Annotated in this window: 24 protein-coding genes; 12 read left to right on the top strand and 12 right to left on the bottom strand. The window is 68.4% G+C overall.

What is annotated here, in order from left to right; all coding sequences use genetic code 11:
• The first annotated feature begins 53 nt into the window (after positions 1-53).
• From hemE to EV646_RS02505, 5 genes are read left to right on the top strand one after another with little or no spacing between them, the layout of a single operon-like run.
• Positions 54-1,118 carry a uroporphyrinogen decarboxylase gene (gene hemE / locus EV646_RS02525; protein WP_241995173.1) on the top strand — a complete coding sequence of 355 codons (1,065 nt, stop codon included), beginning with the start codon at positions 54-56 and terminating at the stop codon, positions 1,116-1,118.
• A complete protein-coding gene (locus EV646_RS02520) occupies positions 1,105-1,611 on the top strand; it encodes a GNAT family N-acetyltransferase (RefSeq protein WP_241995172.1) in 507 nt (168 codons plus the stop codon). Before hemE ends, EV646_RS02520 begins: the two co-directional genes overlap by 14 nt.
• A 5-nt stretch (positions 1,612-1,616) precedes the next feature.
• On the top strand, positions 1,617-3,017 hold the full coding sequence (gene hemG, locus EV646_RS02515) for a protoporphyrinogen oxidase (protein WP_241995371.1): 1,401 nt from the start codon (positions 1,617-1,619) through the stop codon (positions 3,015-3,017).
• A complete protein-coding gene (gene hemQ / locus EV646_RS02510) occupies positions 3,014-3,709 on the top strand; it encodes a hydrogen peroxide-dependent heme synthase (protein ID WP_132143447.1) in 696 nt (231 codons plus the stop codon). Before hemG ends, hemQ begins: the two co-directional genes overlap by 4 nt.
• Positions 3,710-3,715: 6 nt before the next feature.
• Positions 3,716-4,105, top strand: a complete 390-nt coding sequence (locus EV646_RS02505; protein ID WP_132143445.1) for a VOC family protein — start codon at positions 3,716-3,718, stop codon at positions 4,103-4,105.
• Here EV646_RS02505 and EV646_RS02500 read toward each other — a convergent pair.
• The 4 genes from EV646_RS02500 to EV646_RS02485 all read right to left on the bottom strand — a co-directional run bounded on the left by EV646_RS02500 (position 4,102) and on the right by EV646_RS02485 (position 11,346).
• Positions 4,102-6,105 carry an AAA family ATPase gene (locus tag EV646_RS02500; protein ID WP_132143443.1) on the bottom strand — a complete coding sequence of 668 codons (2,004 nt, stop codon included), beginning with the start codon at positions 6,103-6,105 and terminating at the stop codon, positions 4,102-4,104. The genes EV646_RS02505 and EV646_RS02500 overlap by 4 nt on opposite strands.
• Positions 6,106-6,172: 67 nt before the next feature.
• Entirely contained in the window at positions 6,173-6,589 is a 417-nt protein-coding gene (gene msrB, locus EV646_RS02495; protein WP_132143441.1) for a peptide-methionine (R)-S-oxide reductase MsrB, read from the bottom strand.
• Positions 6,590-6,654: 65 nt separating this feature from the next.
• On the bottom strand, positions 6,655-9,048 hold the full coding sequence (locus EV646_RS02490) for a lamin tail domain-containing protein (RefSeq protein ID WP_132143439.1): 2,394 nt from the start codon (positions 9,046-9,048) through the stop codon (positions 6,655-6,657).
• Positions 9,049-9,174: 126 nt separating this feature from the next.
• The gene (locus EV646_RS02485; protein WP_132143437.1) at positions 9,175-11,346 is read right to left on the bottom strand and encodes an MMPL family transporter; all 2,172 of its coding nucleotides are present in this window, start codon (positions 11,344-11,346) and stop codon (positions 9,175-9,177) included.
• A gap of 204 nt (positions 11,347-11,550) precedes the next feature.
• On the opposite strand from EV646_RS02485, the gene EV646_RS02480 reads away from it, so the two are divergent.
• Complete coding sequence (locus tag EV646_RS02480; RefSeq protein WP_132143435.1) at positions 11,551-12,132, top strand: TetR/AcrR family transcriptional regulator; 582 nt, start codon at positions 11,551-11,553, stop codon at positions 12,130-12,132.
• Here EV646_RS02480 and EV646_RS02475 read toward each other — a convergent pair.
• The 3 genes from EV646_RS02475 to EV646_RS02465 form a co-directional block, all read right to left on the bottom strand.
• Positions 12,119-13,498 (bottom strand): adenylate/guanylate cyclase domain-containing protein, encoded by a 1,380-nt coding sequence (locus EV646_RS02475; protein WP_132143433.1) that lies wholly within the window; start codon positions 13,496-13,498, stop codon positions 12,119-12,121. The two genes, EV646_RS02480 and EV646_RS02475, sit on opposite strands and share 14 nt — an antisense overlap.
• Positions 13,491-15,215, bottom strand: a complete 1,725-nt coding sequence (locus tag EV646_RS02470; RefSeq protein WP_132143431.1) for an NAD(P)/FAD-dependent oxidoreductase — start codon at positions 15,213-15,215, stop codon at positions 13,491-13,493. Before EV646_RS02470 ends, EV646_RS02475 begins: the two co-directional genes overlap by 8 nt.
• A gap of 102 nt (positions 15,216-15,317) precedes the next feature.
• Positions 15,318-16,913 carry a M4 family metallopeptidase gene (locus EV646_RS02465; protein WP_132143429.1) on the bottom strand — a complete coding sequence of 532 codons (1,596 nt, stop codon included), beginning with the start codon at positions 16,911-16,913 and terminating at the stop codon, positions 15,318-15,320.
• Between the two features lie 178 nt (positions 16,914-17,091).
• Here EV646_RS02465 and EV646_RS02460 point away from each other — a divergent pair, with 178 nt between their 5' ends.
• Together EV646_RS02460 and EV646_RS02455 are read left to right on the top strand one after the other, a co-directional pair.
• Positions 17,092-18,183 (top strand): DNA polymerase domain-containing protein, encoded by a 1,092-nt coding sequence (locus tag EV646_RS02460; RefSeq protein WP_132143427.1) that lies wholly within the window; start codon positions 17,092-17,094, stop codon positions 18,181-18,183.
• Positions 18,184-18,281: 98 nt separating this feature from the next.
• Positions 18,282-18,755, top strand: coding sequence for a carboxymuconolactone decarboxylase family protein (locus tag EV646_RS02455; RefSeq protein ID WP_132143425.1), 474 nt, complete (start codon positions 18,282-18,284; stop codon positions 18,753-18,755).
• 403 nt (positions 18,756-19,158) lie between these two features.
• On the opposite strand, the gene EV646_RS02450 is transcribed toward EV646_RS02455, so the two are convergent.
• From EV646_RS02450 to EV646_RS02440, 3 genes are all read right to left on the bottom strand, one after another.
• Positions 19,159-19,923 (bottom strand): SDR family oxidoreductase, encoded by a 765-nt coding sequence (locus EV646_RS02450; RefSeq protein WP_338419237.1) that lies wholly within the window; start codon positions 19,921-19,923, stop codon positions 19,159-19,161.
• Between the two features lie 70 nt (positions 19,924-19,993).
• Entirely contained in the window at positions 19,994-21,835 is a 1,842-nt protein-coding gene (locus EV646_RS02445; protein ID WP_241995171.1) for a glycoside hydrolase family 15 protein, read from the bottom strand.
• The gene (locus EV646_RS02440) at positions 21,765-22,553 is read right to left on the bottom strand and encodes an SURF1 family cytochrome oxidase biogenesis protein (RefSeq protein WP_241995170.1); all 789 of its coding nucleotides are present in this window, start codon (positions 22,551-22,553) and stop codon (positions 21,765-21,767) included. Before EV646_RS02440 ends, EV646_RS02445 begins: the two co-directional genes overlap by 71 nt.
• Before the next feature lie 66 nt (positions 22,554-22,619).
• On the opposite strand from EV646_RS02440, the gene moaA reads away from it, so the two are divergent.
• Positions 22,620-23,630, top strand: a complete 1,011-nt coding sequence (moaA, locus tag EV646_RS02435; protein WP_241995354.1) for a GTP 3',8-cyclase MoaA — start codon at positions 22,620-22,622, stop codon at positions 23,628-23,630.
• Positions 23,631-23,672: 42 nt separating this feature from the next.
• Here the strand turns inward: moaA and EV646_RS02430 are convergent, their stop codons facing one another.
• Positions 23,673-23,876 (bottom strand): hypothetical protein, encoded by a 204-nt coding sequence (locus tag EV646_RS02430; protein ID WP_132143419.1) that lies wholly within the window; start codon positions 23,874-23,876, stop codon positions 23,673-23,675.
• Between the two features lie 213 nt (positions 23,877-24,089).
• Positions 24,090-24,437 carry a DUF3099 domain-containing protein gene (locus EV646_RS02425; protein WP_132143417.1) on the bottom strand — a complete coding sequence of 116 codons (348 nt, stop codon included), beginning with the start codon at positions 24,435-24,437 and terminating at the stop codon, positions 24,090-24,092.
• Between the two features lie 73 nt (positions 24,438-24,510).
• On the opposite strand from EV646_RS02425, the gene EV646_RS02420 reads away from it, so the two are divergent.
• From EV646_RS02420 to fabI, 3 genes are all read left to right on the top strand, one after another.
• Positions 24,511-24,723, top strand: coding sequence for a dodecin (locus EV646_RS02420; protein ID WP_132143415.1), 213 nt, complete (start codon positions 24,511-24,513; stop codon positions 24,721-24,723).
• A 181-nt stretch (positions 24,724-24,904) separates the two neighbouring features.
• Entirely contained in the window at positions 24,905-25,609 is a 705-nt protein-coding gene (gene fabG, locus EV646_RS02415) for a 3-oxoacyl-[acyl-carrier-protein] reductase (protein ID WP_132143413.1), read from the top strand.
• A gap of 35 nt (positions 25,610-25,644) precedes the next feature.
• Positions 25,645-26,415, top strand: coding sequence for an enoyl-ACP reductase FabI (gene fabI / locus EV646_RS02410; protein WP_132143411.1), 771 nt, complete (start codon positions 25,645-25,647; stop codon positions 26,413-26,415).
• Position 26,416 lies beyond the last annotated feature (1 nt).

Here is a 26,416-nt window from a genome sequence, read left to right as displayed (position 1 = left end):
ACCGCGCGCGACCACCCCGCAACGGGTGCGAACGAGCGTGGGATCATCGCTGTGTGACCCAGCCCAGTGCGCTCGACCGTTCCGCCTTCCTGCTGGCCGCCAGGGGTGAGCCCGGTCCGCATACGCCGGTGTGGTTCATGCGGCAGGCCGGGCGCGCACTGCCGGAGTACCGCAAGGTGCGCGAGGGGATCACGATGCTGGAGTCCTGTATGCGGCCCGACCTCGTTGTGGAGATAACGCTGCAGCCGGTACGCCGTTACGGCGTCGACGCGGCCGTCTTCTACTCCGACATCGTGCTGCCGCTGAAGGCGGTCGGCTTCGACATCGAGATCAAGCCGGGGGTGGGCCCGGTGGTCGCGGAGCCGATCCGGGACGCGGCCGGCCTGGACGCGGTCCGCCCGGTGACTCCCGCGGACGTGGCGTACACCACGGACTCCGTCAAGCAGTTGGTGTCGGAGCTCGACGGCACCCCGCTGATCGGTTTCGCCGGTGCGCCGTTCACGGTGGCGTCGTACCTGGTCGAGGGCGGGCCGAGCAAGGATCACGCGAAGACGAAGGCGCTGATGCACGGCAACCCCGCGCTGTGGCACGCGCTGGCGGACCGGTTGGCCGACTCCGCGATCGCGTATCTGGCGGTGCAGATCGAGGCGGGCGCGTCCGCGATCCAGCTGTTCGACTCCTGGGCGGGCGGGTTGTCGGCGCGGGACTACGCGGAGTTCGTCCAGCCGCACTCGGCGAAGGTGTTCGAGGCGCTGGCGTCGTACGGCGTACCGCGGTTGCACTTCGGCGTGAACACGGGCGAGCTGCTCGGTCTGATGAGCGAAGCCGGTGCGGACGTTGTCGGCGTCGACTGGCGAGTGCCGCTGGACGAGGCCGTACGGCGGATCGCGGCGGCCGGATCGGGTCCGAAGCCGGTGCAGGGCAACCTGGATCCGGCCCTGCTGTTCGCCGGATGGGACGCTCTGGAGCCCGAGATCGACCGGATTCTCGCCGAGGGTCAGGCGGCGCCGGGCCACATCTTCAACCTCGGCCACGGGGTGCCGCCGGATGCCGACCCCGAGGTGCTGCACCGCATCGCCCGGTACGTCCAGGAGAAGTCGGCCCGTGTACCTGCCTGATCACGGGGTGACGCTGGAGCCGCTCAGCGCGGCGCACGCCGACGCCGTACTGGCGTTCGAGCTCGAGAACCGGGCGTATTTCGCGGCGTCGATCCAGGATCGTGGCGACGCGTTCTTCCAGGAGTTCGCGGTTCGGCACGAGGCGCTGCTGGCCGAGCAGGAGGCGGGAATCTGCCGGTTTCACGTGCTGGTGGACGACACCGGCGATGTGGTCGGGCGGGTGAATCTCGTCGACATCGAGAACGGCTCGGCGGAGCTCGGCTACCGGATGGCGGAGAAGGCCGCGGGCAGGGGACTCGCTACCGCCGCGGTGCGCGCGCTCATCCAGCTCGCTGCGTCGGAGTACGGGCTGACCAGGCTGTGGGCGGGGGCATCGGACCGGAACCCCGCGTCGCAGGCAGTCCTGACGCGGGCCGGCTTCCGGCCGTTCGGCAAGTCGAAAACCGACCTGGGACCGGGGACGAGGTACGAGTTGAAGCTGGAGGACGCTTGAGCCGGGTGGTTGTGGTCGGTGGCGGGATCAGCGGGCTGGCGGCCGCGCACGCGCTGGCAACCGGGCCGAATCCGCCGCAGATCACCGTGCTGGAGGGCTCGCCGCGGCTCGGCGGCAAGCTCGCGGGTGACGAGCTCGAGGGCGTGCCGGTGGATCTGGGCGCGGAGTCTGTGCTGGCCCGGCGGCCGGAGGCGGTCGAGCTGATCAGGGCGGTCGGGCTCGGCGACGAGCTGGTGCACCCGGCAACGACCTCGGCCGGGCTGTGGATCGGCGACCGGATCCGGGCGATCCCGCCGACGGTGATGGGCGTTCCGGTCGATGCTGCCGCGGCCGCTGACGTGCTTGGGGAGGCGGCCGCTCAGCAGGTCGCCCACGAGGCCGAGTTGCCCGCGCCTGCGTTGACCGAAGATGTCGCGATCGGCCGGTTTGTTGCCGAGCGCATGGGGTCGGCGGTGACGGACAAGCTGATCGACCCGCTGCTGGGTGGTGTGTACGCCGGCCGGGCCGAGGAGATCTCGCTGGCCGCCGCAGTGCCCGAGCTCTACGCCAAGCTGCGTACGGCGCCCAGCCTGCTCGCGGCGACCGCCGAACTGCGGGAGGCGGGTCAGAAGCGGGCGGGCCAGCCGGTGTTCGCCGGGATCGTCGGTGGCGTCAACCGGCTGATCGAGGCGCTGGAGAAGGACCTGACCGCTCGTGGCGTCGAGATCCGGCGGCAGCTCGCCGTACGGCGGATCACGCGGACGGCTGACGGTTATGCGCTGGAGGCCGGGCCAGTGCCGGCTCCGACGTTGCTGACGGCGGATGCGGTGATCGTCGCCGTACCGGCGTCGCCTGCGGCCCGGATGCTGGCCGAGTTGGTGCCGGCGGCCTCGACCGAGCTGGCGACGATCGAGTACGCGAGTATGGCGATCGTGACGCTGGCTGTCCGCAAGCAGGACTGGCCGGCCGCAGCCACCGGGTCCGGGTTCCTCGTGCCGTCGGTGGAGGACCGGACGATTAAGGCGTCGACGTACTCCCACGCCAAGTGGCAGTGGTCGGCTGACGCCGGGGGAGAGCTCGCCGTACTGCGTGCCTCGGTCGGACGGCTGGGGGAGGAGTACGTGCTCCAGCGGTCCGACGAGGAGCTGGTGGCGCTGGCCACTGCGGACCTGCAGCGCGCTATTGGGCTTCAGGCGCCTGTGGTGGGGGCTCTGGTGACCAGGTGGGGTGGCGGGCTACCGCAATACGCCGTAGGGCATCTGGAGCGTGTGGACCGCGTCGAGGCGGCTGTGGCGGCGGAGCCAGGTCTGGCGGTGTGCGGAGCGGCGTACAGGGGCGTGGGCATCGCTGCGTGCGTCGCTTCAGGCACCAAGGCAGCCACCCGGGTGCGGGCTCATTTAGCGACATTGGAGACAATGGGTTCGTGACGGAGAAGCCGAAGGCGCGTGAGCTGAACAATGTGATCCGCTACACCATGTGGTCGGTCTTCAAGGTGGACACGCCGCTGGGCGACGCGGACCGGGACGAGCTGACCGCCGAGCTGTCCGATCTGGTCGCGAAGCTGGCCGCCGACGATGTGGTGATCCGCGGAATTTACGACGTCGAAGGATTCCGGGCGGACGCCGACTTCATGATCTGGTGGCACGCGCCGACGTCGGACGCGCTGCAGAAGGCGTACCACGCGCTGCGCCGCTCCCGGCTCGGGCGGCACCTGGCGCCGATCTGGTCGCAGCTGGCGCTGCACCGGCCGGCCGAGTTCAACAAGAGCCACATCCCGGCGTTCCTGGCCGACGAGGAGCCGCGCGCGTACGTCTGCGTGTACCCGTTCGTGCGCTCGTACGAGTGGTACCTGCTGCCGGACGAGGACCGCCGGTTCATGCTGGCCGAGCACGGCAAGATGGCGCGTGGATACCCGGATGTGCGGGCGAACACGGTGGCGTCGTTCGCGCTCGGCGACTACGAGTGGATGCTGGCGTTCGAGGCCGACGAGCTGCACCGGATGGTCGACCTGATGCGCGACCTGCGGGCGTCCACCGCACGGCGGCACGTGCGTGAGGAAGTCCCGTTCTACACGGGCAAGCGGACCGAGCTCGGCGAGCTGGTCGCCAACCTGGCCTGAGCGCCCGTGTCTAGCTCTGGGCACCGCAAAGCCTTCCCGGTGCTCTACGTCGGCGACGTACGGCGGTCCGTCGAGTTCTACGCGCTGCTCGGCTACCAACCGACGTACCAGTTCCCGCTCGAGGGCGAGCCGCACTACGTCGGCCTCGAGCGCGGCGAGTCCTCCCTGGGCGTGTCCGACTCGAACTGGCCCGAGGCCCAACTCGGCATCACCGTCGGTACGGCGCCCCGCTTCGAACTCTTCGTGTACGTCGACGACGTGGAAGCCGCCGTCGAGACCTTCCGCGCCGCCGGCTACACGATCCTGCAGGAACCCGCCACTATGCCCTGGGGCGAACGCCAGGCCTACATCTCCGACCCGGACCACAACCCGGTGGCCCTGGCCACCCCGGTCTAGGTTCCCGGCTTCTGGAGGAGGTAGTCCTCGGCGCGCATCGAGGTCGGCGCCTTGACGTCCACCGGGAGGAGCTCGCTCAGGTCGCGCTCGGTCAGGCTGTCCGGGTCGCGCTCGGCGAGCCGGGTCGCCTGGTTGGAGATGGCTTCCTCGAGCACGTTCCGGATGAAGCGGCCGTTGCCGAAGTTGTGGCCGCGGGGAGCCGGCGGGATGATCCGGCGGACCACGTCGAGCACGGCGTCGGTGTAGATCATGCCGCGCTGCCGGGCCTGCAGTTCGAAGATGGCGACGAGCTGGTCGGTGTCGTACTCGCTGAACGACAGCAGCTTGGGGAAGCGCGAGGCCAAACCAGTGTTGGACTCCATGAACCGCTGCATCTCCCGGTGGTACCCCGCGACGATCACGACGCAGTCGTCGCGATGGTCCTCCATCATCTTCAGGATGGTCGCGACCGCTTCGAGGCCGAAGTCGCCCGGGCTGTTCTCCGGCACCAGGGTGTAGGCCTCATCGACGAACAGCACCCCGCCGAGCGCCTCGCGGAACTTGGCCGCGGTCATCGGTGCGGTGGTGCCGACGCTCGGACCGACCAGGTCGGACCGGTCGACCTCGACCACGTGGCCCTTCTCCAGCACGCCCAGCTGCTTGTAGACCCGGCTGAGCAGCCGGGCGATCGTGGTCTTCGCCGTACCGGGCTTGCCGACGAACACCATGTGCCGGGCGCGCTCGTGACTCGGCAGGCCGAGCTCCTTGCGGCGCAGGTTGGTCTTGATCTCGGCCACCATCCGGCGTACCGACTCCTTGACCGACTCCAGCCCGACCAGCGCGTCGAGCTCGGCGAGCGGGTTGTCGCCGTTGTCCAGCGAATCCTGCGCAGCGTGCTCGCCGGGGGTGGGAGCGGCGTCCTGGATGGAGTCCCAGGCCACCGAGAGCGACTTTGCCGGCTCCTCCGGGCGACCGGCGTCGACCACCTGCAGGCGGTCACGGTCGAGCAGGCGGAAAAGGGCGCCCAGGTCCGGGACCTGCACCTCCGGCCATGGCCCATCCGCGAGTACGCCGGACAGGTGGACCGACACCCGGGTGGCGGCAGCCGCCCAGGACCGCGCGAGCACCCGCTGGTCGTGGCGTACGGCGCGGGCCAGCCACTCGGTGTTGGCGGCCAGCCAGGTGTGGGGGGCGAAGGTGCTGGTGATGTCGGCGAGGGCCTTCTCGACGTCCAAGGTGGCGCTGCCCAGGATCTGGGCGGCCGTGGGCGGGAGGTGACGGAGGCCGGAGGACAGGACCAGCCGGGCGAGCAGGAGCGCGAAGTCGCCGGCGTCGTCGTCCGAGTTCGCCAGCAACAGCTTGGCGTGGGTGTTCCGCAGCGTGTTGAGCGAGTAGCGCAGGGCCGAGGTGGAGCCGGCCAGCTCCGGGAGTACGGCGCGCTCGTCGTCGCGAAGTCCGTCCGTACTCCAGTACTGGACGATCGTGTCGTAGCCGGCGGTGGCGTGCATGCGGGCGGTCTCGCGGTCGGCCAGCACCCGGTCGAACGCGCTGGTCAGGGCCCGGGCGCGGGCTGCCATCGGCGGTGCGTCGACGAACAGGCTCACGACGTCGCGGGACAGCTGCAGTGCCTGCCGGCGGCCGGGTTCGCCGAAGCTCCGCGCGCCCGACACCACCTGCAGGGGCCAGTCGGTGGCCGCGAGCCAGACCAGGTGTCCGGCGCCGCCGAAGCGGACCGACGGCCGGTGGAAGTCCCGGGTCAGCTCGGCGCCGATGTGGGCGTAGTCCCCGTGCAACGCGGGGATCCAGCCGGTCAGCAGCGGTGCGACCTGATGCGTGAACCACACTGCGGCCGGCGTACCCGCGACGAACTCCGGAAAGGCAGCTGCCCGCGGCGGCCGCAGTGTGCCCGGGTCGTCGGCCCAGGCGCGCAGCTGTCGACGAATCCCAGCCACCCAGCTGTCCGGCACCTCCCAGGCCTCATCCGCACCAAGTACCTCAAGAACCCGAGTGTCGTCAGCCACACAATTCCTTCCAGCCCATGCTGCCCAGCGCTGGCAGAGTCTAGTTCCCCACCAGCCCAGAGCTGGGTCAGGCTGGCGACAGGGTGAGGCTGATGCTGTTGATGCAGTAGCGGAGGTCGGTGGGGGTGGGGTAGCCCTCGCCTTCGAAGACGTGGCCCAGGTGGGAGCCGCAGTTGGCGCAGCGGACCTCAACGCGCTTCATGCCGAGGGTGCTGTCCTCGATGTACTCGACGCGGTCCTCGGCCAGCGGGGCGAAGAAGGACGGCCAGCCGCAGTGGGAGTCGAACTTGGACTCGCTGCGGAACAGCTCCGCGTCACAGGCCCGGCACCGGTAAACCCCGACCGTCTTGGTGTCGGTGTACTCCCCGGTGAACGGCCGCTCGGTGCCGGCTTTGCGCAGTACCTGGAATTCGGCGGGGGACAGCTGCGCCTTCCACTCCGCCTCGGACTTGGTCACGGCGTACTGCTTGGTGTCATCAGTCACGAGACCAGTATCGGCGCCCGGGCAAGGAAAACCCCGCCCGGGCGACCGACGTAAGACTCCCGAAATCAGCCCACCCAGGACGGGTACGGCGTGATCCGGACCACCTGGGGATCGTGGTCGCTGATCTGGTCCGGGAACTCCGCGTTCATGTGCACCACGTCGTACGACGAAGCCGGCTTCAGGTTCTGCGAGATCAGGATCTGGTCCAGGATCTGGCTGTTGCCCTCGAACACGTAGCTGTAGCGCTCCGGCAGCGGCAGCGTCCGCGGCATGTCGATCAGCGCCGTCTTCCCCGCCCCGACCAGGATGTCGGCCGTCTCGGACCAGTCGAAGTCGTTCAGATCACCCAGTACGACGACATTGGCGCCGGAGTCCTTCGCCAGGATCTGGTCCACGAAGCCCCGCACTGCCTGAGCCTGCTGGTGCCGCTTGGCCGCGGTCACCTGCACCGGCGGCTGCCACCGGCCCCAGAGCGGGTCGTCGCCGCCCTTGGAGCTGAAGTGGTTGACCACCACGAACAGGCTCTGCCCGTGCCACTTGAACTCACCGGCGAGCGGTACTCGTGTCGCTGCCCACGCCGGGTTGGCCGGGTCGACCCGGCCGGGCGAGGCGCTCAGGTGCGGCCTGCCGAACCGGTCGGTGACGATCGTCGTGGCGACCGTCGACCCGCCACCCGGCCGGTCGACGAACTGGACCGGCCGGTCCGTCCGGTACATGAACGCGACCCGGATGTTGCCACCCGGCTCGCCGCCCTCCTGGTCGTCGACCGGGTCGATCTGCCGCCAGGCGTACTCCGGTCCGCCGGCCTTCAAGATGGCGTCCCGCAGCATGTTCAGCGTCAGCTCGGCGGACGTCGTCGCCGAGTTCGTGGCGCCGTCGTTGTCCTGCACCTCCTCGAGCCCGAGGATGTCCGGCGACGCGAGGTTCTTGACCACCGCCTGCGCCAGCCCGTCGAACTTGGCGTCACCGTCGGACGGGTCCAGGTTCTCCACGTTGAACGTCGCCACCGACACCTGCAACGGCGAGGACTTCTGCGTCGTCTCGCGCTTCACCCCGCCGTCGATCACGGTCGGCGTCTGCGTCGGCAGCAGCTTGAAGTTGCCGAAGGAGTAGTCCAGTACGCCGGTCACAACACCGGCCAGCTTGTCGCCGGTCTTCGCGTCCGGGATCGGCGTCAGTACGTCGTCCAGCAGGACCCGCTCGGGGTTGCTGTCGGTCTTCTGCAGCAGGATCCCGCCGCGGACCGTGCGTACCGACGATCCAGCCGGTACGACGGACAGCTCACGGAACGAGCTGGTGGGACCGGTGACTTCCGGCTGGTCGATGCCCAGCCACATGCCTTCCAGCGACTCCCAGAAGTCCAGGCCGTCGTTGGCAGGGTCGAACGCCGTGCTGGTGGTCTCCACATTGCCGGAGGAGTCGTCGTCGATCACGGTCGACGGCGGGACGCGGCCACCCGGGCCGACGATCGTCGGCGCCGGCACCGACGCGGTGCCGGTCACGGTGATCTTCGGGTTGGTGAGCTCGGTAGTGGTCAGGTTGTCCGTGCCGCCGGAGCCACCCGGGCGGAACTCGGCCACGGTGCCTTGGACCGTCACGGCGTCACCGACGGCCACGGTCGGCGCGGAGCTGGTAAAGACGAACAGGCCCTCGCTGGTGGCCGGGTTGTCGTCCGGCTGCGGGTCCTGGAACCAGAACCCGTTGCTGCTCTTGACGGTGACCACGCCGGTGACGTTGCCGACGAGCTTGCCGTTCAGCGGCGACAGGTGCGCGGCGCCCTGGATGTCGTGGATCTTCGCGCCCACCGGGTCCGGCTCCGGCGGCGTGGAGGTCAGCGTGCCCGGCGACGGGTTGGCCGCCGCGAAGTCAGCGCTGTTGTTGTCGGTGTCCGTCGTCGGGACCTTCCGGGTGGCGGAGGTGGTGTTCGAGAGCCCAGGAGCCGGGCTGGTCTCGGAGTCGTTCGCGGTCGCGCCGTAGCCGACGTAGTCCTTGACGCCGTCGGCGGCGTGGCAGGTCGTCCCACAGGCCAGCGCTGTCTGGTTGGTGACCAGGGCAACTTTGCCGGCGGTCGCGGACATCAGGATGGTGCCCGTGACGTCCGGCGTGGGCATCGGCTGTCCGGCCCCGGCGCCGGCGCCCTCCTGGACGAGGTAGACAGCTCCCGGGGCGATGCTGCCGCTGAGCTTGGTGACCTGCCAGCTGCCGCCGGTCGCCGAGGCGTACTGGACGGACCAGCCACTCACGTCGACCGCGGCCGCGCTGTTGTTGGTCAGCTCGATGAAGTCGTTGGTGTACGGCGCTCCGGAGTTCCCGCCGCCGCCGTACACCTCGGTGATGAGCACGTCGGACGAGGCGGCGTCGGCGGGCGCGGCGATGGCCACGGCGGCGCCGGCCAGCACGAGACTGGAGCTGATCACGAGGGCGCCCAGGCGGCGCCGTGATCGATTCAGGGCAGACATGAGCCGGATTCTCACACCCGGACCATGCCGCGCCAAGGTCCAACACATGAACACCAGATACGTCCCCGAAAGGCAGGGGTGATCCTTCAGACAGCCACCCGAGCGGACAACCAGGAGCCGCCCTTCTCAGTGGACTGGCTCGGGGGTGCGGTCCGCGGCAGGCGTTGTCTCGCCGAGGGCTTCGCCTTCGACGTCGACGCGGGGGAGGATGCGGCCCAGCCAGCGCGGCAGCCACCAGGCGGCGTTGCCGAGCAGGGACATGACGGCCGGGACGATGGTCATCCGGATGACGAACGCGTCGATGAGTACGCCGAACGCCAGCGCGAAGCCGATGGACTTCACCAACACGTCGTCGGACAGGATGAAGCCGCCGAAGACGCTGATCATGATGACCGCGGCGGCCGAGACCACCCGGGCACCGTGGCGTACGCCGGTGACGACTGCCTCCTGAGCACCGGCGCCGTGGGTGTAGTCCTCACGCATCCGGGTGACCAGGAAGACCTGGTAGTCCATCGCGAGCCCGAACAAAATGCCGACCAGTAGGACGGGCAGCAGGCTCATGATCGGCCCGGTCTCACTGACCCCGAGCAGGTTGCTCAGCCAGCCCCACTGGAACACCGCGACGACAGCGCCGAAGGTGGCGGCAGTGCTGAGCAAGAAGCCGAGCGTGGCCTTCAGCGGCACCAGCACCGAGCGGAAGACGATCATCAGCAGCACGATCGCCAGGCCGACGATGATGGCCAGGTACGGCAGCAGCGCTCCGCCGATCGTGTCGGAGACGTCGATGTTCACCGCGGTCTGCCCGGTGACCGAGACCCGCGCCCCGGTTTCGTCGTACAGGGTCTGCTTGTGGGCGCGGATGACCTTGACCAGGTCAGTCGTCTTCTGGTCGGTCGGGGCGCTGGACGGGATGACGTTCAGCAGGGCGGTGGTGCCGTCCGGGCTGAGGACAGCCGGGGTGACAGCGGTGACGTCCGGCAGTGCCTTGATGGTGGCGGCGGTGTGGGTGGCCGCCGCGGTGGTCTCGGTGCGGTTGGAGCCGCTGACCACGACCGTCAGCGGACCGTTGAGGCCGGGCCCGAATCCCTTGCTGATCAGGTCATAGGCCTTGCGTTGCGTCGTAGTGGTCGAGGCCATGCCGTCGTCCGGCAGGCCGAGCCGCAGTTGGGTCGCCGGCAGCGCGATCGCGCCGAGGCCGAGCAGCGCCACGATCAAGACCGGCACCCGTCGCCGGGTGACGAACTTCGCCCACCGCTCACCCATCGATCCCTTCTCACTGGTACGACGACCTCCGCGCGCGAGCCGCCGTCCGGTGAACCCGAGCAGCGCCGGGATGAGCGTGATCGCGATCAGTACGGCGACAGCGACCGTGCCGGCGGCAGCCAGGCCCATCGAGGCCAGGACGGGGATACCGACGACAGACAGCCCGGCCAGCGCGATGATGACGGTGAGCCCGGCGAACACGACTGCGGATCCGGCAGTGCCGACTGCGCGGCCGGCCGCCGTACGGCCGTCGCTGCCTGCCTGCAGTTCGTGCCGGAATCTGGAGACGATGAACAACGCGTAGTCGATGCCGACGGCCAGGCCCAGCATGAGCGCGAGGATCAGGCTGTTCGCGTTGATGTCGACGAAGCCGGACAGCGTGGTCACACCGGCGATACCGACGCCGACTCCGACGATTGCCGTGAGCAACGGCAGTCCGGCCGCGATCAGTGAGCCGAAGGTGATCACGAGCACGACCGCGGCGATCAGGACCCCGATGCCTTCGGACGCCCCGGCGGCCTCACTGGCCGGCAGCGCGTCGCCGCTGGCTTCAACGGTCAAGCCGGCGGCTCGGCCGGTCTCGAAGGTTTGTGCCAGCGCTTCGCGGTCGGCGTCGGTCAGCTCGGTGCCCTGCACCTTGTAGGTGACGTTCGCGATCGCGTACCGGCCGTCGGCCGAGATGGCGCCGGACTTGAAGGGATCGGTGACGCTGCCGACCTCTGGTGCCGTGGTCATCTTGGCGACGACCTGTTCCACAGCTGTCTTGTTGACCGTCTGGGCGAGCTTGGTGCCGGACGGGGCGACGAAGACCACTCGCGCGGTGGCCCCGCCGACATGCGCCTGCGGGAAGCGCTCGGCGAGTTGGTTGATCGCCTGCTGGGATTCGGTGCCGGGCACGCTGAACGTGTTCGACATCGTCCCGGACAGCGTGGCCGCGCCGACGCCGGTGAGAACGAGGACGAGCGCCCAGACGCTGGTCACTTGCCAGCGGTGCCGGTAGCAGAACCGGCCGAGCCGGAACAGGAACGTAGCCATCAGATGTGCTCCTTCAGCGGGGATCGGACGTCGGGGCGCTCCGTCCTGGATGAGAAGGAGACTAGCCGATCGGCTAGCTGTTGACTAGTCGATCGTAAAGGTTTCTGCTTGCCGTTCGTAAAGTCATGTCCTAGTCGGTCGTAAAGTTGCGGACTAGCCGATCGGCAAGCTAGGCTGTCGGGACTCTGGGGATGAGGAGGAACCGTGGTCACCGAGGTCAGCAAGGCGCCCGACAGCCGGCAGCGCTTCATCGACGTCGCCGTGCGGCTGTTCACGCAGCACAGCTTCGCGGGCACGTCACTGCAGATGATCGCCGACGAGGTCGGGGTGACGAAGGCGGCCGTCTATCACCACTTCCGCACCCGCGAGGACCTGCTGAACGCCGTACTCGCGCCGTTGCTGGAGCGGATCCGGACCATCGTCGAGGAAGCTGAGGCGCAGCGCTCGGTGTCTGCCCGCGCCGAGTACATGCTCAGCGGATACGTCGACCTCGCCGTGCGGAACCGGGACCTGATGTCGGTGCTGGCCGCCGACACCGGAGTGATCGACATGCTGCGCTCCCAGCATGATCTCGGCGAGCTGGTCGATCGCCAGGTCAAGCTGCTCGCCGACGTCAGTCCCGGCCCGGCGGGGATCATCAGCGCCGCTGTCGTTCTGTCCGGCATCGTCGGTGCGGCCGGCAAGTTGCTGGTCGTGATCGATGAGGAAGACCTGAAGGAGCACCTCGTCCAGACCGGCCGGCGGGCCCTCGGCCTCCGCGCCCCGCGCGCTCCTAAGAGTGCTTGAGCGAGACCAGACGATAGACCTCGAGCGGCTCGGCCTTGCCCTTGAGTTCCAGTAGCCCCAGGGACTCGGTGACCGCGTCAGGGAGGAGATCCCTCGTCGCCGGCGTGATGGCGACACCGCCCGCCGGCGCCTTGCCTTCGATGCGGGAGGCGACGTTGACCGTGTCGCCGATGACGGTGTGGGTGCGGCCGCCTTCGGTGCCGAGCAGGCTGACCGACGCGATGCCGCTGTTGATGCCGACCCGGAACCGCGGCCAGTTGGGGTGAGCTGCCTGTACGGAGGTCGCTGCCTCCTGCAGGGCGAGTCCCGCGGCAGCCGCCCGCGCCGCGTGGTCCGGCTGGTCGCCGCGCTTGTTGAAGGTGACCATCAACGCGTCGCCGATGATCCGGTCCACGTCGCCGCCATGACGTCGTACGACTGGAGGTACGACGACCTGGAAGTACGTGTTGAGCATCGCCGTGACTTCACCCGCTTCGTGCTTCTCCGAGAACGTCGTGAACCCCTGCAGATCGGCGAACAGCACGCTCAACTCGCGCTGTCCCGACACCGTGTCCTCGAGGTAGAGGTCGGCGAACCGCTCCTCGTACCACTGGATCCGTACGCCGGCCACCACCAGGCCGAAGGCGGTCAGCATCAGCACGTGCCACTCCCACCACGACAGCGCCCAGTTCCGCGCGAACACCAGCGCGACCATCGCCTCGGCGAGCAGCACGAATGCGGCGATCATCGACAGCAGCATCAGCGACGGCCGTTCCCACCAAGTGCGGAGGTATCGCCCCGCGGCGACCGCATAGAGCACGATCGCCGGCACCGCGAGCGCACTGAGGATGCCATCAGCATCCTCCGGTACGGCGGTGGCGTGCAGCGGAGGCAGTCGCAGTACCGAGGCGACTGCCCACAACACCATCAGCGTCAACAACCCAGCGCGAAGCCACCGCCCCCAGCGGACCGCACTGACGGCCCGCGCGCCGGACAGGTTCAAGCTGGACAAGAACGCGAACACCGAAGCCAGCGCAACGCCGACCGGCGTCGCCAGAGTGAATCCGGCATTCGGTGTGTCGAGCAAGACCTTCGGTGTCGCCAACGCATGCAGCCCGAGAAACCCCGCGGCGGACAGGAACGCCAGCGACACCAGCAACACCCGCGGATCACCCCGCCGCAACGCCGCCGCACCCGTCAGATACGCCAGTACGGCGCTCAGCGCGGCGGTCGCCAACACCAGCCAGAAGTGCGCCGGGTGATGCTCCCAATGCACGTCCAACTGCTCGTCCCGCAACAGCAAAATCAGCCCCGCCAACGGCACGAGCAGAGCCAGCGCGGTCAGGACAACCATCGCCGGGGTGTAGACGAACCGCCGTTCAGGCATCTGCGACAACCTTCAGATGCGTGTGGATCTGAGACACCACCACGGAGCCCTCGCCGACCGCCGAAGCGACCCGCTTGACCGACCCGCACCGTACGTCGCCAATGGCGAAAAGTCCCGGCAACGTCGTCTCATAAGGCTGCGGTGGCCGCGACTCGCTCCACTGCGGATCGGCCGCCGCATCCGATCCAGTCAGCACAAAGCCATGACCGTCCCGGCCCACCTTGTCCGGCAGCCAGTCGGTGCCAGGCACCGCGCCGATCATCACGAACAATCCGTCGACCGCCAGCGACTCCTCGGCGCCGGTCAACCGGTCGCGCAAGGTCACCCGCTGGAGCCGCCCGTCGCCTCCGCCGTCGACGACCTCGCTATTGGCGCGCACCGTGATGTTCGACGTCGCGTCGATGGTGTCGATCAGGTACTTCGACATGCTTGCCGTCAGGTCGTTGCCCCGGATCACCAAGCTGACCTGCCGGCAATAGCGAGCCAGGTGCAGCACCGCCTGCCCGGCCGAGTTCCCACCACCGACGACACAAGCGTCAAGGCCCTTCAAACCATGGGCTTCCGACACGTTCGCGCCGTAGTACACCCCGGCCCCCATCAGCTTCTCCAGCGACGGGACATTCAGCCGCCGGTACGACACCCCGGTCGCCAGCACGACCGCCCGCGCCGTCACCTCGCCGACGTCACCGATGACCGCGCGGAAGTGGTCGCCCCGCTTCTCCAGCGAATCGATCGACCGCATCAGCACGAAATGCGCCCCGAACACCCACGCCTGCTGATACCCGCGCTGCGCCAATTCCGACCCACGGATCCCGCGCGAGAAGCCCAGGTAGTTCCGGATCAGCGAACTCGTCCCCGCCTGCCCGCCGATCGACTCCCGCTCCACCACCAGCGTGCGCAACCCCTCCGACGAGGCATACACAGCCGCGGCCAACCCACCCGGCCCGGCCCCGATCACGAGTACGTCGAACGAGTCCTCGCCGTCGGCCAGCGTCGTCGGCACCCCCCACGCCTCGGCGATCTCGGCATCGGTCGGATCATGCAGTACGGCGCCGCCGACGGCCGGCATCCACATCAGCACACCCTCACCGGGATCCGGTTCGTCGATCCACCGCAGGACGGCGTTCGCCAGCTCCGAACCGCAAGCCCGGAAGGCGCTCGGGATCCCGTTGCGGGCCAGCAGACTGCGGACCGCCTGGCCCCGCACGGAATGGTCGGAGGCGATGACGACGACCTCACGCAGGTTGGCGACCTCGTAGCGGGACCACTCCTGGACAAATTCCGCGACCGTCCGGTGGAAGAGCTCGTCGCGCTCGATCCACGGCTTCAGCACGTAGTAGTTGATGTCGCCGATCGCCATCGCGGACAGGATCGCCGACGCCGTTGAACGGTCCGCCCACGATCCCCACTCGATCAGCAACGCCCGCCGCGCGTCGGGATGCAGCGTCCGCGACCGCTCGAAGATGCCGGCCCGAGCCTCGTCGTCCAGGCCGTGATCGACCAGCACGACTGCTACCCGCTGCTCAAGCTCGTACGCGCGCTGTAGGCACTCCGACGCCTCGGCGGCGGTCAGCTCGCCGCGGACTCTGAAATCGACGCCGAACGCGCGCTCGAGCTCTGTCTCACTCCGTTCCAGCTGCTCGGGATCCGCGTCGACCACCAGTAACAGCGGCCGCGCGTTATGCAGGCTGGACCTACCCCGGGGTTCCCCTCCCATGCTGCGACGGTAGGTCCGCCTCACGCGATGAGCAATGGACAAAGCGTTTGTTCACCGGTCCTGTCCGCCCCAGTGGGACAGGACCGGTGAACGCTCAATCGGTCAGTTGACGCTCACCGCGGACCACGCCGCGGCGACAGTGGCGCGTTCGGTGCTGTTGGCGCCGTACAGGTCGGTGGCCGCGTTCAGGGTCGCGGTCCGGGCCTGGGCGTACGTCGTACTGGTCGTCATGTAGGTGGTCAGGGCGCGGTACCAGATCTTGCCGACCTTGGCGTTGCCGATGCCGGTGATGGTCGAGCCGTTGCAGGTCGGCGAGTTGTGCTGCAGTCCGCCGATCACCTTGGCGCCGCTGCCCTCGGAGGCGAGGTAGACGAAGTGGTTCGCCACGCCGGAGGAGTAGTGCACGTCCAGGTTGCCGATGCCGGAGGAGTAGCAGTCGGGGGAGTTGCCGTCCTTGCTCGGCTTGTCCATGTACCGCAGCGCCGGGCGGTCCTTCATGATCTCCTCGCCGATGTAGTAGTCACCCGGGTCGGCGGCCTTGTTCGAGTAGAACTCGACCATGGTGCCGAAGATGTCGCTGGTCGCCTCGTTCAGGCCGCCGGACTCACCGGAGTAGGTGAGGTTCGCGGTTGCCGAGGTGACGCCGTGGGACATCTCGTGGCCGGCCACGTCGATCGACACCAGCGGACCCGCGACGACGTTGTCGCCGTCGCCGTACGTCATCTGCTTGCCGTCCCAGAAGGCGTTCACGTAGTTGGTGCCGTAGTGCACGCGGCTCGGGACGCCCTTGCCGTCGTTGAAGATGCCGTTCCGGCCGTGGGTGTTCTTGTAGTAGTCGAACGTGGTCGCGGCGCCGTAGTGCGCGTCGACGGCGGCGGTGGCCCGGTTGGTGTTCAGGCCGTTGCCCCAGTGGTTGTCCGCGTCGGTGAACCGGGTCGGCACCGGGCAGCCGATGCCGAACAGTTGGCACCAGACGGAGTCGGTCTTGTTATTCGCGTCGGCGGTGTAGCCGTTGCCGCGGACCGGGTCGGTCAGCGTGAAGCCACCGGTGGCCGGCGTGCTGTCGATCGGCACCGTCCCGCTGTAGAGGCTCTGACCATCGCCGGTCGCCGTCTCGATGTGCTGCTCACTGACGAGCTTGGCACCGGTCAGCGCGTCCACGGTGGTCGTGATGTTGCTCGGCGTACCGTCTGCCTGGGTGCCAACCGTGGTGACCAGGTAGGCGAGGCGTGGCGCGCCCTTGCGGGCCTCAATCACCAGCGTGGGCTTGCCCTCGGCCTTCAGACCGCGGGTCAGTGCCTTCGAGGTGGCGGCGGCGATGCTGATCTTCGGCGTACGGCTGACGTCCGCAGTGCGGCTGAGCGTCAGGCTGGCGCCCTTCCAACTGCCGTCCTTGGCCTGGTGGACAACGACATCGCCGCCGAGCACCTTGAGCCCGCCGATGGTCCGGTCCATTCGGACGTGGCTGGAGCCGTCAGAGTCGACGATGACATCCCGTACGACGAACGCGTCGGCGGTGGTGGCCCGCAGTACGCCGAGGTTGCCGGTGACGGCTGCTTTGGCCCGGGCGATGGCCGCTGATGGTGTGGGGACGGGGTCTGCCGTCGGTGCACCGGTGGCTGTGGTGGCGCTGGTCAGACCTAGGGCGGTTGCGGTCGCCACTGCGGTGGCAGCGGCGAACAGGGCGGATCTGTTCATCCTCGCGCTCCTTCAAAGGTGTCCCGGAGGCCTCACGCCCCAGGAACGAGGTGCAGGAACGTTACCGCTCGGTCACCGGGCGTGGCCAGAGTTCGGGAAAACTTGCTTTTCCGCTTCGTCCCGGCGAAATTCCCGCGCGCCCGGGCATTTGGCCGGCGTGGGGCGATACGGTCGCGACATGGCGAAGAGCACAGCGGTGATGCTCACCGTGGGAGACCGCGAGGTCCGGGTCTCCAGCCCCGAACGGGTGGTCTACGAGGCGACCGACTGGGCTCCGGAGGTCACCAAGCTGCAGGTCTGCGAGTACTTCATCGGTGCGGCTCCCGCGTTCATGCGAGCCTCGGGCGACCGTCCGGTCGCGTTGGAACGCTGGCCCGGTGGGTGGCGCGAGGGAATGACCCTGTCAGTGGACGCGAGCGGTCGTCAGACCGGGGACGGCTTCTACTCGAAGCGTCTCCCCAAGGGTGCTCCCGATTGGCTCCAGACCTGCCGCGTACTGACGCCGAACGACCGCCCGATCGACGAGCTGTGCCTGACTGAACCTGCCGCCGCGGTGTGGGCGGCCCAGATGGGCACGCTGACCTTCCACCCGTGGGCCGTGCGCAGCAGCGATCTCGACCACCCCGACGAGCTGCGCCTCGATCTCGATCCACAGCCCGGCGCGACCTTCGCCGATGCCCGGAGGGTGGCCGGCGTCGTGCGTGAACTTCTCGAGGAGCTTGGCCTTCGGGGCTATCCGAAGACCAGTGGCAACCGGGGCATCCACATCTACGTGCGGATCCGGCCGGAGTGGACCTTCGACCAGGTCCGGCACGCCGCGATCGGCCTCGGCCGCGAGCTCGAGCGTCGCGACGACGGTGTGACGACGGCCTGGTGGAAGGAGGAACGCGGCGAGGCTTCGATCTTCCTGGACTTCAACCAGAACCTCCGCGACCGCACCGTCGCGGGCGCCTGGTCGCTGCGACCGCGGCCCGGTGCGCCGGTCAGTACGCCGATGACCTGGGACCGGCTTGCCGAGGTCGAAGACCCGCGTGCCTTCAACCTGCACACGGTTCCGGACTACCTCGCCGACGGTGATCCCTGGGCGGACATGGACGAGACGGCGTACCCGCTCGACGCGCTGCTGCGCCTGTGGGAGGAACTCCCTGGCGGAGAGCTGAGCTTCCCACCCGACTACCCGAAGATGCCGGGAGAGCCGCCCCGCGTTCAGCCGAGCAAGAAGGTTGCCGAGCACTGGGACGAGCAGGGCAACCGGATCGCGCCGGACTGACCCTTCTCCGGACTCACACCGTGCCGGACTCACACCATGCCGGGCTGTCTCGTCGTAGTGGTGCTGGAAAATTCATCCTGCTAAGGAGAAACACCACTATGGACGCCCGTTTGGATCTGTTCACCAACCCCGTTGCGGCGAAGTTCATCAAGCACGTCAACGCGGCGAGCCTCGTGTCGAGGACGGCCGGGGTACCGATCGAGACACTCGAGTTGATGGCATTGCGGATCAGCCAGATCAACGGCTGCGCGGTCTGCGTCGACATGCACACCAAAGACGCGATCGAGCGCGGGGAGAGCGCCGTACGCCTCAATCTGGTCGTGACCTGGCGCGAGGCGATGGTCTTCACCGAGCCCGAACGCGCCGCGCTCGCGCTGGCCGAGGAGGGCACCCGGATCGCCGACGCCGCACCCGGCGTCAGCGACGACGTCTGGGCCAACGCCGCCAAGCACTACGACGAGGAACAACTCGGCGCTCTCATCAGCACGATCGCCATCATGAACACCTGGAACCGCCTCAACATCATCACCCAGCAACCCGCCGGCACCTACGTCCCCGGCCAGTGGGGCTAGCAGCGCCAGCAACCAGTCAACCGTGGGGACCTGAGACAGGTGATGGGGGACCTGATATTTCCTGTCTCCGGCCCCAGCGGGGGTACAAGACCCCGACGGTTGGCCGGTCTGGTCCGGATACCGGGACCGATGGTCTCACCTACCGGCGCCTGCTGAACTGGGCACCAACTGAGCCCCTCTGGCATGGCGCACGATGTTCGCGCTGCCACGTCTACCGACCAACGGCAGGTGTACCGACCAACGGGTAGTAGTCGCCGCCACCCCACCAATCTCACCCGTATCCCCGCATAAACCACCCCGCCCACACCCCCACCACACCAACTACTACCCGTTCTTCGGTACACCTCCCGCACCTCGCAACCCCAAACCACAACGCACAACCCCCACCCAGGCATGGCCTCGGTCAGAAGGTCCGCAGTGCCCCGCCGTCGATGGGGATGATGGCGCCGGTGATGTAGGAGGCGGCGGGGGAGAGGATGAAGGCGGCGACCCGGCCGAACTCGTCGGGGTCGCCGTACCGGCGCAGCGGGATGGTCTTCTCCGAGGCACGGCGTGCGGCCTCGGGGTCGCCGCCCTTGGCGTCGAGTTCCTTGAGGCGGTCGGTGGCGATGCGGCCTGGCATCAGGCCGTTGACCCGGATGCCGTTCGGGCCGAGCTCGTCGGCGAGGGTCTTGGCGACCATCGCGAGGCCTGGCCGCAGGCCGTTGGAGATGGCCAGTCCGCTGATCGGTGACTTGACCGACGACGACAGTACGAACGCGATCGACGTACCCTCCGAGCCGGCGCGGGCGACGGATCGCGCGATCCGCAGGCCGCCGAGGAAGACGCTGTCGAAGGCGTTCCGCCAGTCCTCTTCGTCCGTGTCAAGGGCGGAACCCGGCCGCGGGCCGCCGACGCTGACCAACGCGCCGTGCAGTGCGCCCCACTTGGCGATCGCCGTCGCGGCCAACCGCTCGGCGCTCTCCGGGTCCGCGTTGTCGACCGGAATGCCGACCACGTTCTCGCCGAGCTCGGCTGCGGCGCGGCTGATCGACTCCTCGTTCCGGCTGGAGATCACCAGCCGGGCGCCTTCGCCGGCAAGGGCCTTCGCGGTGGCGAAGCCGAGGCCGGCGCTCGCGCCGGTGACGATGTAGGTGCGATCGCGCAGTCCGAGGTCCACGGGCACCATCCTGCCTCACCGGACCGGATCTCGCACGCCCGATGCGCGCGCTGTCCAGGTGGTGGCCGACGGCAAAGAACTAGTACGCCGACCGACGCAATGGCGTCTCGGAGCTGGCCAAATGCCAGGCCGTGTTGACCAGACCGAGATGCGAGAAGGCCTGCGGGAAATTGCCCAGCATCCGGCCGGACCCCGGGTCGTACTCCTCGGCCAACAACCCAACATCGTTGCGCAGGGCAACAAGCTTGTCGTAGAGCGCACGCGCCTCGCCGACCCGGCCGATCATCGCGAGCGCGTCGGCCAGCCAGAACGAGCAGATCAGGAACGTACCCTCCTCGTCGGCCAGACCGTCGTCGACGTGCGCGGGGTGGTAGCGGCGGACGAAGCCGTCACGCGCCAGTTCCTTCTGTACGGCGTCGACCGTACCGACGATGCGCGGGTCGTCAGGTGGCAGGAAGCCGACCTGCGGGATCAGCAGGACGGCGGCATCCAGCGCCTTGCTGCCGTAGGCTTGGGTGAAGGTGTTCCGGTCGGCGTCGAACGCCTTCGTGCAGACCTCCCGGTGGATCTCGTCGGCCGTCGCGCGCCACTGCTTCGCCGGTCCGCTCATGCCGAATCGCTCGACGGCTCGCGCCGCCCGGTCGAACGCGACCCACGCCATCACCTTCGAGTGGGTGAAGTGCTGCCGGCCGCCTCGGACCTCCCAGATGCCTTCGTCCGGCTCTTTCCACACCTCGGCCAGGCGCCGTATCAGCCCGCGCTGCATCGACCAGGCGTCGTCGCTCGGCCCGATCTGGGATTCGCGGGCGAGCGCGAGTACGTCCATCACCTCGCCGAACACGTCGATCTGCAGCTGCTCAGCGGCCGCGTTCCCGATCCGCACGGGTGCCGAGGATCCGAACCCGGGCAGCCAGTCCGCCGCGAACTCCGTCAGCCGTCGTTCGCCAGTTACGCCGTACATGATCTGGAGGTCCTCCGGGGAACCGGCGATGGCGCGGAGCAGCCAGTCCCGCCAGGCCTGCGCCTCCTCGCTGTACCCGAACCGGAGCATCGCCTCCAGGGTCATCGTTGCGTCGCGCAGCCAGCAGTACCGGTAGTCCCAGTTGCGCTCACCACCGAGGGCCTCCGGCAAGGACGTCGTCGGCGCCGCGACGATGCCGCCGGACGGCGCGTAGGTCAGCGCCTTCAGCGTGAGCAGCGACCGGGTGACCTCCTCGGTGAACCCGTCGACGCCTTTGCTGCGGCCGATCCACTCGGTCCAGTACGACTCGGTCGGCTCCAGCGACGCGATCGCGTCGGTCGCCTTCGGCACCGGGTGGTGGGACGGATGCCAGGTGAGCACGAACCAGGCCTGGTCACCGGCGGAGATCTCGAAATCGGCGTACGTCGCGAAGTCGCGCCCGTACTGGTGGACGTCGGAGCGCAGCGACACCGCGTCCGGACCGGCGATCGCGACCACCTGGCCGTCGACCCGGCGCACCCACGGGACCACCTGGCCGTAGTCGAACCGCAGCCGCAGCTCGGACCGCATCGACACTGTGCCGCTGATGCCGACCACGATCCGTACGACGTCCGGCGCCGCGTCGCGGGGCGGCATGAAGTCGATCACCCGGACCGAGCCGCTGTCGGTGGACCACTCGGTCTCCAGGACGAGCGTGTCGCCGCGGTAGTGCCGGCTGCTCGTCGCATCGCCGTCGCGCGGGCTGATCCGCCAATGACCGTTGTCGTCGGTGCCGAGCAGTGCGGCGAAGCAGGCCGGCGAGTCGAACCGCGGGAAGCACAACCAGTCGATCGATCCGTCCTTCGAGACCAGCGCCGCGGTCTGCAGGTCGCCGATCAGCGCATAGTCCTCAATCCGCCGCTCCGGCACGCGCTTCGGCTTTGGGGGCTTCGGGGGATCCGGCTCGTGAGCTGTTGTCACCGCGAACTTCCTGTCTGGAGAAGTAGACCAACCCGCCGAGGGCCAACAGGGCGAAGAAGAACCACTGCAGCGCGTAGAAGAAGTGTGGCCCGTCGTCGATCTCCGGTCCCGGGAACCCGCCGAACGCCGGGTCGTTCGCCGGCTCCTGTTTGTCGATGGTGAGGTAGCCGTCGTACAGGTTCAGCCCGAGCACCTTGGCGAAGTCCGGCCCGTTGATCAGCCGCGCGGTGCCGTCGTCCGGCGTACCACCGTTGGTGTGCCCGCCGCGCTCGCTGCGCTGCAGCCGGCCGGTGATCGTCACCTCACCAGTCGGTACGGCGGGGATGTGGCCGGGGGCGAGCTCACCACCCTGCCGGGCCAGGAAACCGCGATCCACCAGCACCGCCTTGCCGTCCGCGAGGACCAGCGGCGTGACGATCTCGAAGCCGGGGCTGTCGTTCACGTTGCGATACCGCATGACGACCTGCTTTGAGGCGTCGTACCGGCCCGACACGACCGCCGTACGCCAGGCGTGCTGGTCGCCGACCACGCCCTGCGGCCCGACGATCTGGTCGATCGGCGCCGGGGGAGCGGCCAGGTTGGTGCGGGTGACTTCGTTACGCGCTTTCCGCTCGTCGAGCCGGTGCAGCTGCCAGCGGCCGAGCTGAACACAGACTGCGGCGAGCACCAGGACCGCCAGCGCGGTGGCAATCCAGCGGACATTCATCAGGCGACCCACATCTCGAACTTAAGCCATCCCCTGAAACTGTCCGTCCCCGGCACGTAGGCTGGAGCCGTGACAGCCATCGATACGACTACTCAGCTGGGCCTGGCGGACAGCTACGGCCGTGTCGCCACGGATCTGCGGGTATCGCTCACAGACCGTTGCAACCTGCGCTGCAGCTACTGCATGCCGGAGGAGGGCCTGGACTGGCTGTCCAAGCCGGAGTTGCTCACCGACGACGAAATCGTCCGCCTGGTCTCCATCGCCGTACGGCAGCTGGGCGTGCACGAGATCCGCTTCACCGGCGGCGAGCCGCTGCTCCGCCGCGGTCTGGTCGGCATCGTCGCCCGTACGACGGAGCTCGCGCCGCGGCCGCAGGTGTCGCTGACCACGAACGGGATCGGCCTCGCCCGGCAAGCACAGGCCTTGAAGGATGCCGGTCTAGACCGGGTCAATGTCAGCCTCGACACCATTCGCCCTGACACTTTCCAGCAGCTGGCCCGGCGCGACCGGATCAAGGACGTCATCGCCGGTCTCGAAGCCGCCCAGACGGCAGGTCTGACGCCGGTCAAGGTCAATGCCGTACTGATGCGTGGCGTGAACGACCAGCAGGCGCCTGAGCTGCTGGAGTTCTGCTTGGAGCGCGGCTACGAGCTGCGCTTCATCGAGCAGATGCCGTTGGACGCCCAGCACGGCTGGAACCGCGCCACGATGGTCACCGCCGACGAGATCCTCGAGCAGCTCGCCGACCGGTTCGGCCTGGAGCCGACGGACGCGGCGACCCGGGGAAGCGCGCCGGCCGAGTCGTTCACTGTCCACGGCGGCCCGCAGACGGTCGGCATCATCGCGTCGGTCACCCGCCCGTTCTGCGGTGACTGCGACCGCGTCCGGCTGACCGCTGACGGCCAGGTCCGCGACTGCCTGTTCGCCCGGACCGAGTCGGACCTGCGGACGCCGTTGCGTGACGGCGCGAGTGACGAGGAACTGGCCGACCGGTGGCGGCGGGCGATGTGGAAGAAACTCCCGGGCCACGGCATCAACGACCCGAGCTTCTTGCAGCCGACCCGGCCTATGTCCGCGATCGGCGGCTGAACGCCATACCGGCCCAATCCGGAAATGCGGTTTTTCAGGCTTTCATCCGGAGAAAGGCTCGACCTCACGCAGGAATGACCTGCGGGCCAGGAAGTCCGACAGGCTGTCCTTGTGTTCGTCACAGGCCAGCCAGGTCTTGCGCCGGTCGGGCGTGTGGATCTTCGGGTTGTTCCACAGCAGCGCCCACGTGGCCGGCGTGCCGCAACCCCTGGCGGAGCAGACGGACGGAAGCTCTTGCTCGGTCATCTAGCGCTCCTTCAATTCCTGGCCACACCCCACCGCCCCGGTCGTTTCCTGATAACTCAATAATCAAAAGCGTGGGCAAAATGAAGCGACGTCGGACAGCCACGGGGGGAGCCGTCCGACGCCGCATCAAGTCCCTGAATTTCACCGATGAACTTCAGAGCACGCGGGAGATTCTGACATGAACACCGCCCGACTTTCCAGTCCCGACGCAGATCACTTTTCGGTGTCGATCTTCCGGTCCGGATCGGACGGCTTGATCACGTCGTGCGGAGCGTCCAGTGCGGGCCGTTGCGGAGCGACGAACGGGTCGGCATCGGCCAGCCCGCGGGTCCGCTGCGCGTTGGCCAGGACGACCGCGATGTACGGGAGGAACACGGCCGCGACGATGAACATCCAGCGCCAGGGCGACGGCGTCAGTACGGCGAGCACGAAGCAGACGATCCGGATCGACATCATCCACGCGTAGCGCGCGATCCGGCTGTCCAGCTCCTCCGACCGGCTGGGCTGCGCACTCGTCACCGAAATGACGGTTTCGCCGCCCCGCTCGTGGCGTCTCGACATCTATCCTCCTCACCAGGACCAACGGTACGCCGCGTCAGTCGCCCGGGCGCAGCCAGGATGGAAGGAACGTCAGATGACCGACCGCACCTATCGCGTGACCGAGATCGTGGGTACGTCGAAGGAAGGCCTGAACCAGGCGATCACCAACGGCCTCACCCGGGCCGGGGAGACGCTGCGGCACCTCGACTGGTTCGAGGTGACCGAGATCCGCGGGCACCTCGTCGACAACCAGATCGACCACTACCAGGTCGGCATGAAGGTCGGCTTCCGCCTCGAAGACTCCTGACCACCCGCACGATTTGACGGGTTCACCCACCAAGTGGTGGGTTCCCCGCCCGTATTTCGGGAGGGAACCCACAAGTTGGTGGGTGAACCCATCAAACGGCTGGGGGAGTTGACCCCGGCGTCCGGAGTTGCGGGTGACGGGCGATAGCGTTCGTCCGACTGGTGTCGTGTGAGGAGGGCTTGTGAGCAGGTCGGTGTTGGTGACCGGAGGCAACCGGGGGATCGGGCTGGCGATCGCGACCGCGTTCCGGGAGGCCGGTGACAAGGTCGCCGTCACCTACAACAGCAGCCCTCCGCCGGACGGCTTCCTCGCGGTGAAGTGCGACATCACCGACCAGGAGCAGGTCGACGCGGCGTTCGACACCATCCAGAACGAGAACGGCCCGGTCGAGGTGCTGGTGGCGAACGCCGGCATCACCCGCGACACGCTGCTGCTCCGGATGTCCGACGACGACTGGTCGGCGGTCATCGACACGAACCTGACCGGCTCGTTCCGGGTCGCCAAGCGGGCGGCGAAGGGCATGCTCCGGCTGCGCAAGGGCCGGATCGTGTTCATCTCGTCCGTCGTCGGCATGCTCGGCTCACCCGGTCAGGTGAACTACGCGGCCAGCAAGTCCGGCCTGATCGGCATGGCCCGGTCGATGGCCCGCGAGCTGGGAAGCCGCGGCATCACCGCGAATGTGGTCGCGCCCGGTTTCGTCGAGACCGACATGACCGCGGTGCTGCCGGAGGAGACCCAGAAGCAGTACCTGAGCCAGATCCCGCTCGGCCGGTTCGGGCTGACCGAGGAGATCGCGAACGCGGTCCGCTGGCTGTCGTCGGAGGAGGCCGGGTACATCACCGGCGCGGTGATCCCGGTCGACGGCGGCATCGGCATGGGCAACTGAAACAAACAACCCCACTTACCTAGAAAGGGACGCCCGTGGGCATCCTCGACGGCAAGCGGATCCTGGTCGCCGGAGTCACGCTGGACTCCTCGATCGGCTTCGCCACGGCCAAGGTGGCGCAGGAACAGGGCGCCACCGTGCTGATCTCGAACTTCGGCCGCGCGCTGAGCATCACCAAACGGATCGCCAAACGCCTGCCGGTCGAGCCGCCTGTCCTGGAGCTGGACGTCACGAATGCCGACCACCTCGCGGCGCTGCCGGACGCCGTACGCGAGCATGTGGACGGTCTCGACGGGGTCGTGCACTCGATCGCGTATGGCAACCCGGAGACCATCCTGGGTGGCAAGTTCCTCGAGGGCCCGTGGGACGACGTGGCGCAGGCCGTCCATGTGTCGGCGTACTCGCTGAAGGCGCTGGCTGTCACCTGCGCGCCGTTGATGAGCCGTGGCGGCAGCGTGGTCGGGCTGACGTTCGACGCGACCGTCGCCTGGCCCGGGTACGACTGGATGGGGGTGGCGAAGGCCGCGCTCGAGTCAACGAACCGGTACCTGGCCCGCGACCTCGGCGCCCAGGGCATCCGCTGCAACCTGGTCTCGGCCGGTCCGCTGAAGACGCTTGCCGCGAAGGCGATCCCGGGCTTCGAGAAGTTCGAGGAGCCCTGGCTGGACCGGGCGCCGCTGGGCTGGGACCCGTCCGACCTCGAGCCGACCGGCCGGACCATCGTCGGCCTGCTCAGTGACTTCTTCCCCGCGACCACCGGCGAGATCGTGCACGTCGACGGCGGCTATCACGCGATGGGAGCGTAGG

The organism is Kribbella antiqua, assembly GCF_004345665.1.
Taxonomy (GTDB): Bacteria; Actinomycetota; Actinomycetes; order Propionibacteriales; family Kribbellaceae; genus Kribbella; species Kribbella antiqua.
Note: the sequence above shows the minus strand (reverse complement) of the source record. Positions and strands in the feature narration are given on the sequence as shown.

Bases quoted from the DNA above. Each gene is read 5' to 3' on its own strand.
- EV646_RS02490 (WP_132143439.1), bottom strand. From the start codon at position 9,048: ATGTCTGCCCTGAATCGATCACGGCGCCGCCTGGGCGCCCTCGTGATC.
- EV646_RS02485 (WP_132143437.1), bottom strand. From the start codon at position 11,346: ATGGCTACGTTCCTGTTCCGGCTCGGCCGGTTCTGCTACCGGCACCGC.
- EV646_RS02475 (WP_132143433.1), bottom strand. From the start codon at position 13,498: ATGCCTGAACGGCGGTTCGTCTACACCCCGGCGATGGTTGTCCTGACC.
- EV646_RS02470 (WP_132143431.1), bottom strand. From the start codon at position 15,215: ATGGGAGGGGAACCCCGGGGTAGGTCCAGCCTGCATAACGCGCGGCCG.
- EV646_RS02465 (WP_132143429.1), bottom strand. From the start codon at position 16,913: ATGAACAGATCCGCCCTGTTCGCCGCTGCCACCGCAGTGGCGACCGCA.
- EV646_RS02460 (WP_132143427.1), top strand. From the start codon at position 17,092: ATGGCGAAGAGCACAGCGGTGATGCTCACCGTGGGAGACCGCGAGGTC.
- EV646_RS02455 (WP_132143425.1), top strand. From the start codon at position 18,282: ATGGACGCCCGTTTGGATCTGTTCACCAACCCCGTTGCGGCGAAGTTC.
- EV646_RS02450 (WP_338419237.1), bottom strand. From the start codon at position 19,923: ATGGTGCCCGTGGACCTCGGACTGCGCGATCGCACCTACATCGTCACC.
- EV646_RS02430 (WP_132143419.1), bottom strand. From the start codon at position 23,876: ATGACCGAGCAAGAGCTTCCGTCCGTCTGCTCCGCCAGGGGTTGCGGC.
- EV646_RS02425 (WP_132143417.1), bottom strand. From the start codon at position 24,437: ATGTCGAGACGCCACGAGCGGGGCGGCGAAACCGTCATTTCGGTGACG.
- EV646_RS02420 (WP_132143415.1), top strand. From the start codon at position 24,511: ATGACCGACCGCACCTATCGCGTGACCGAGATCGTGGGTACGTCGAAG.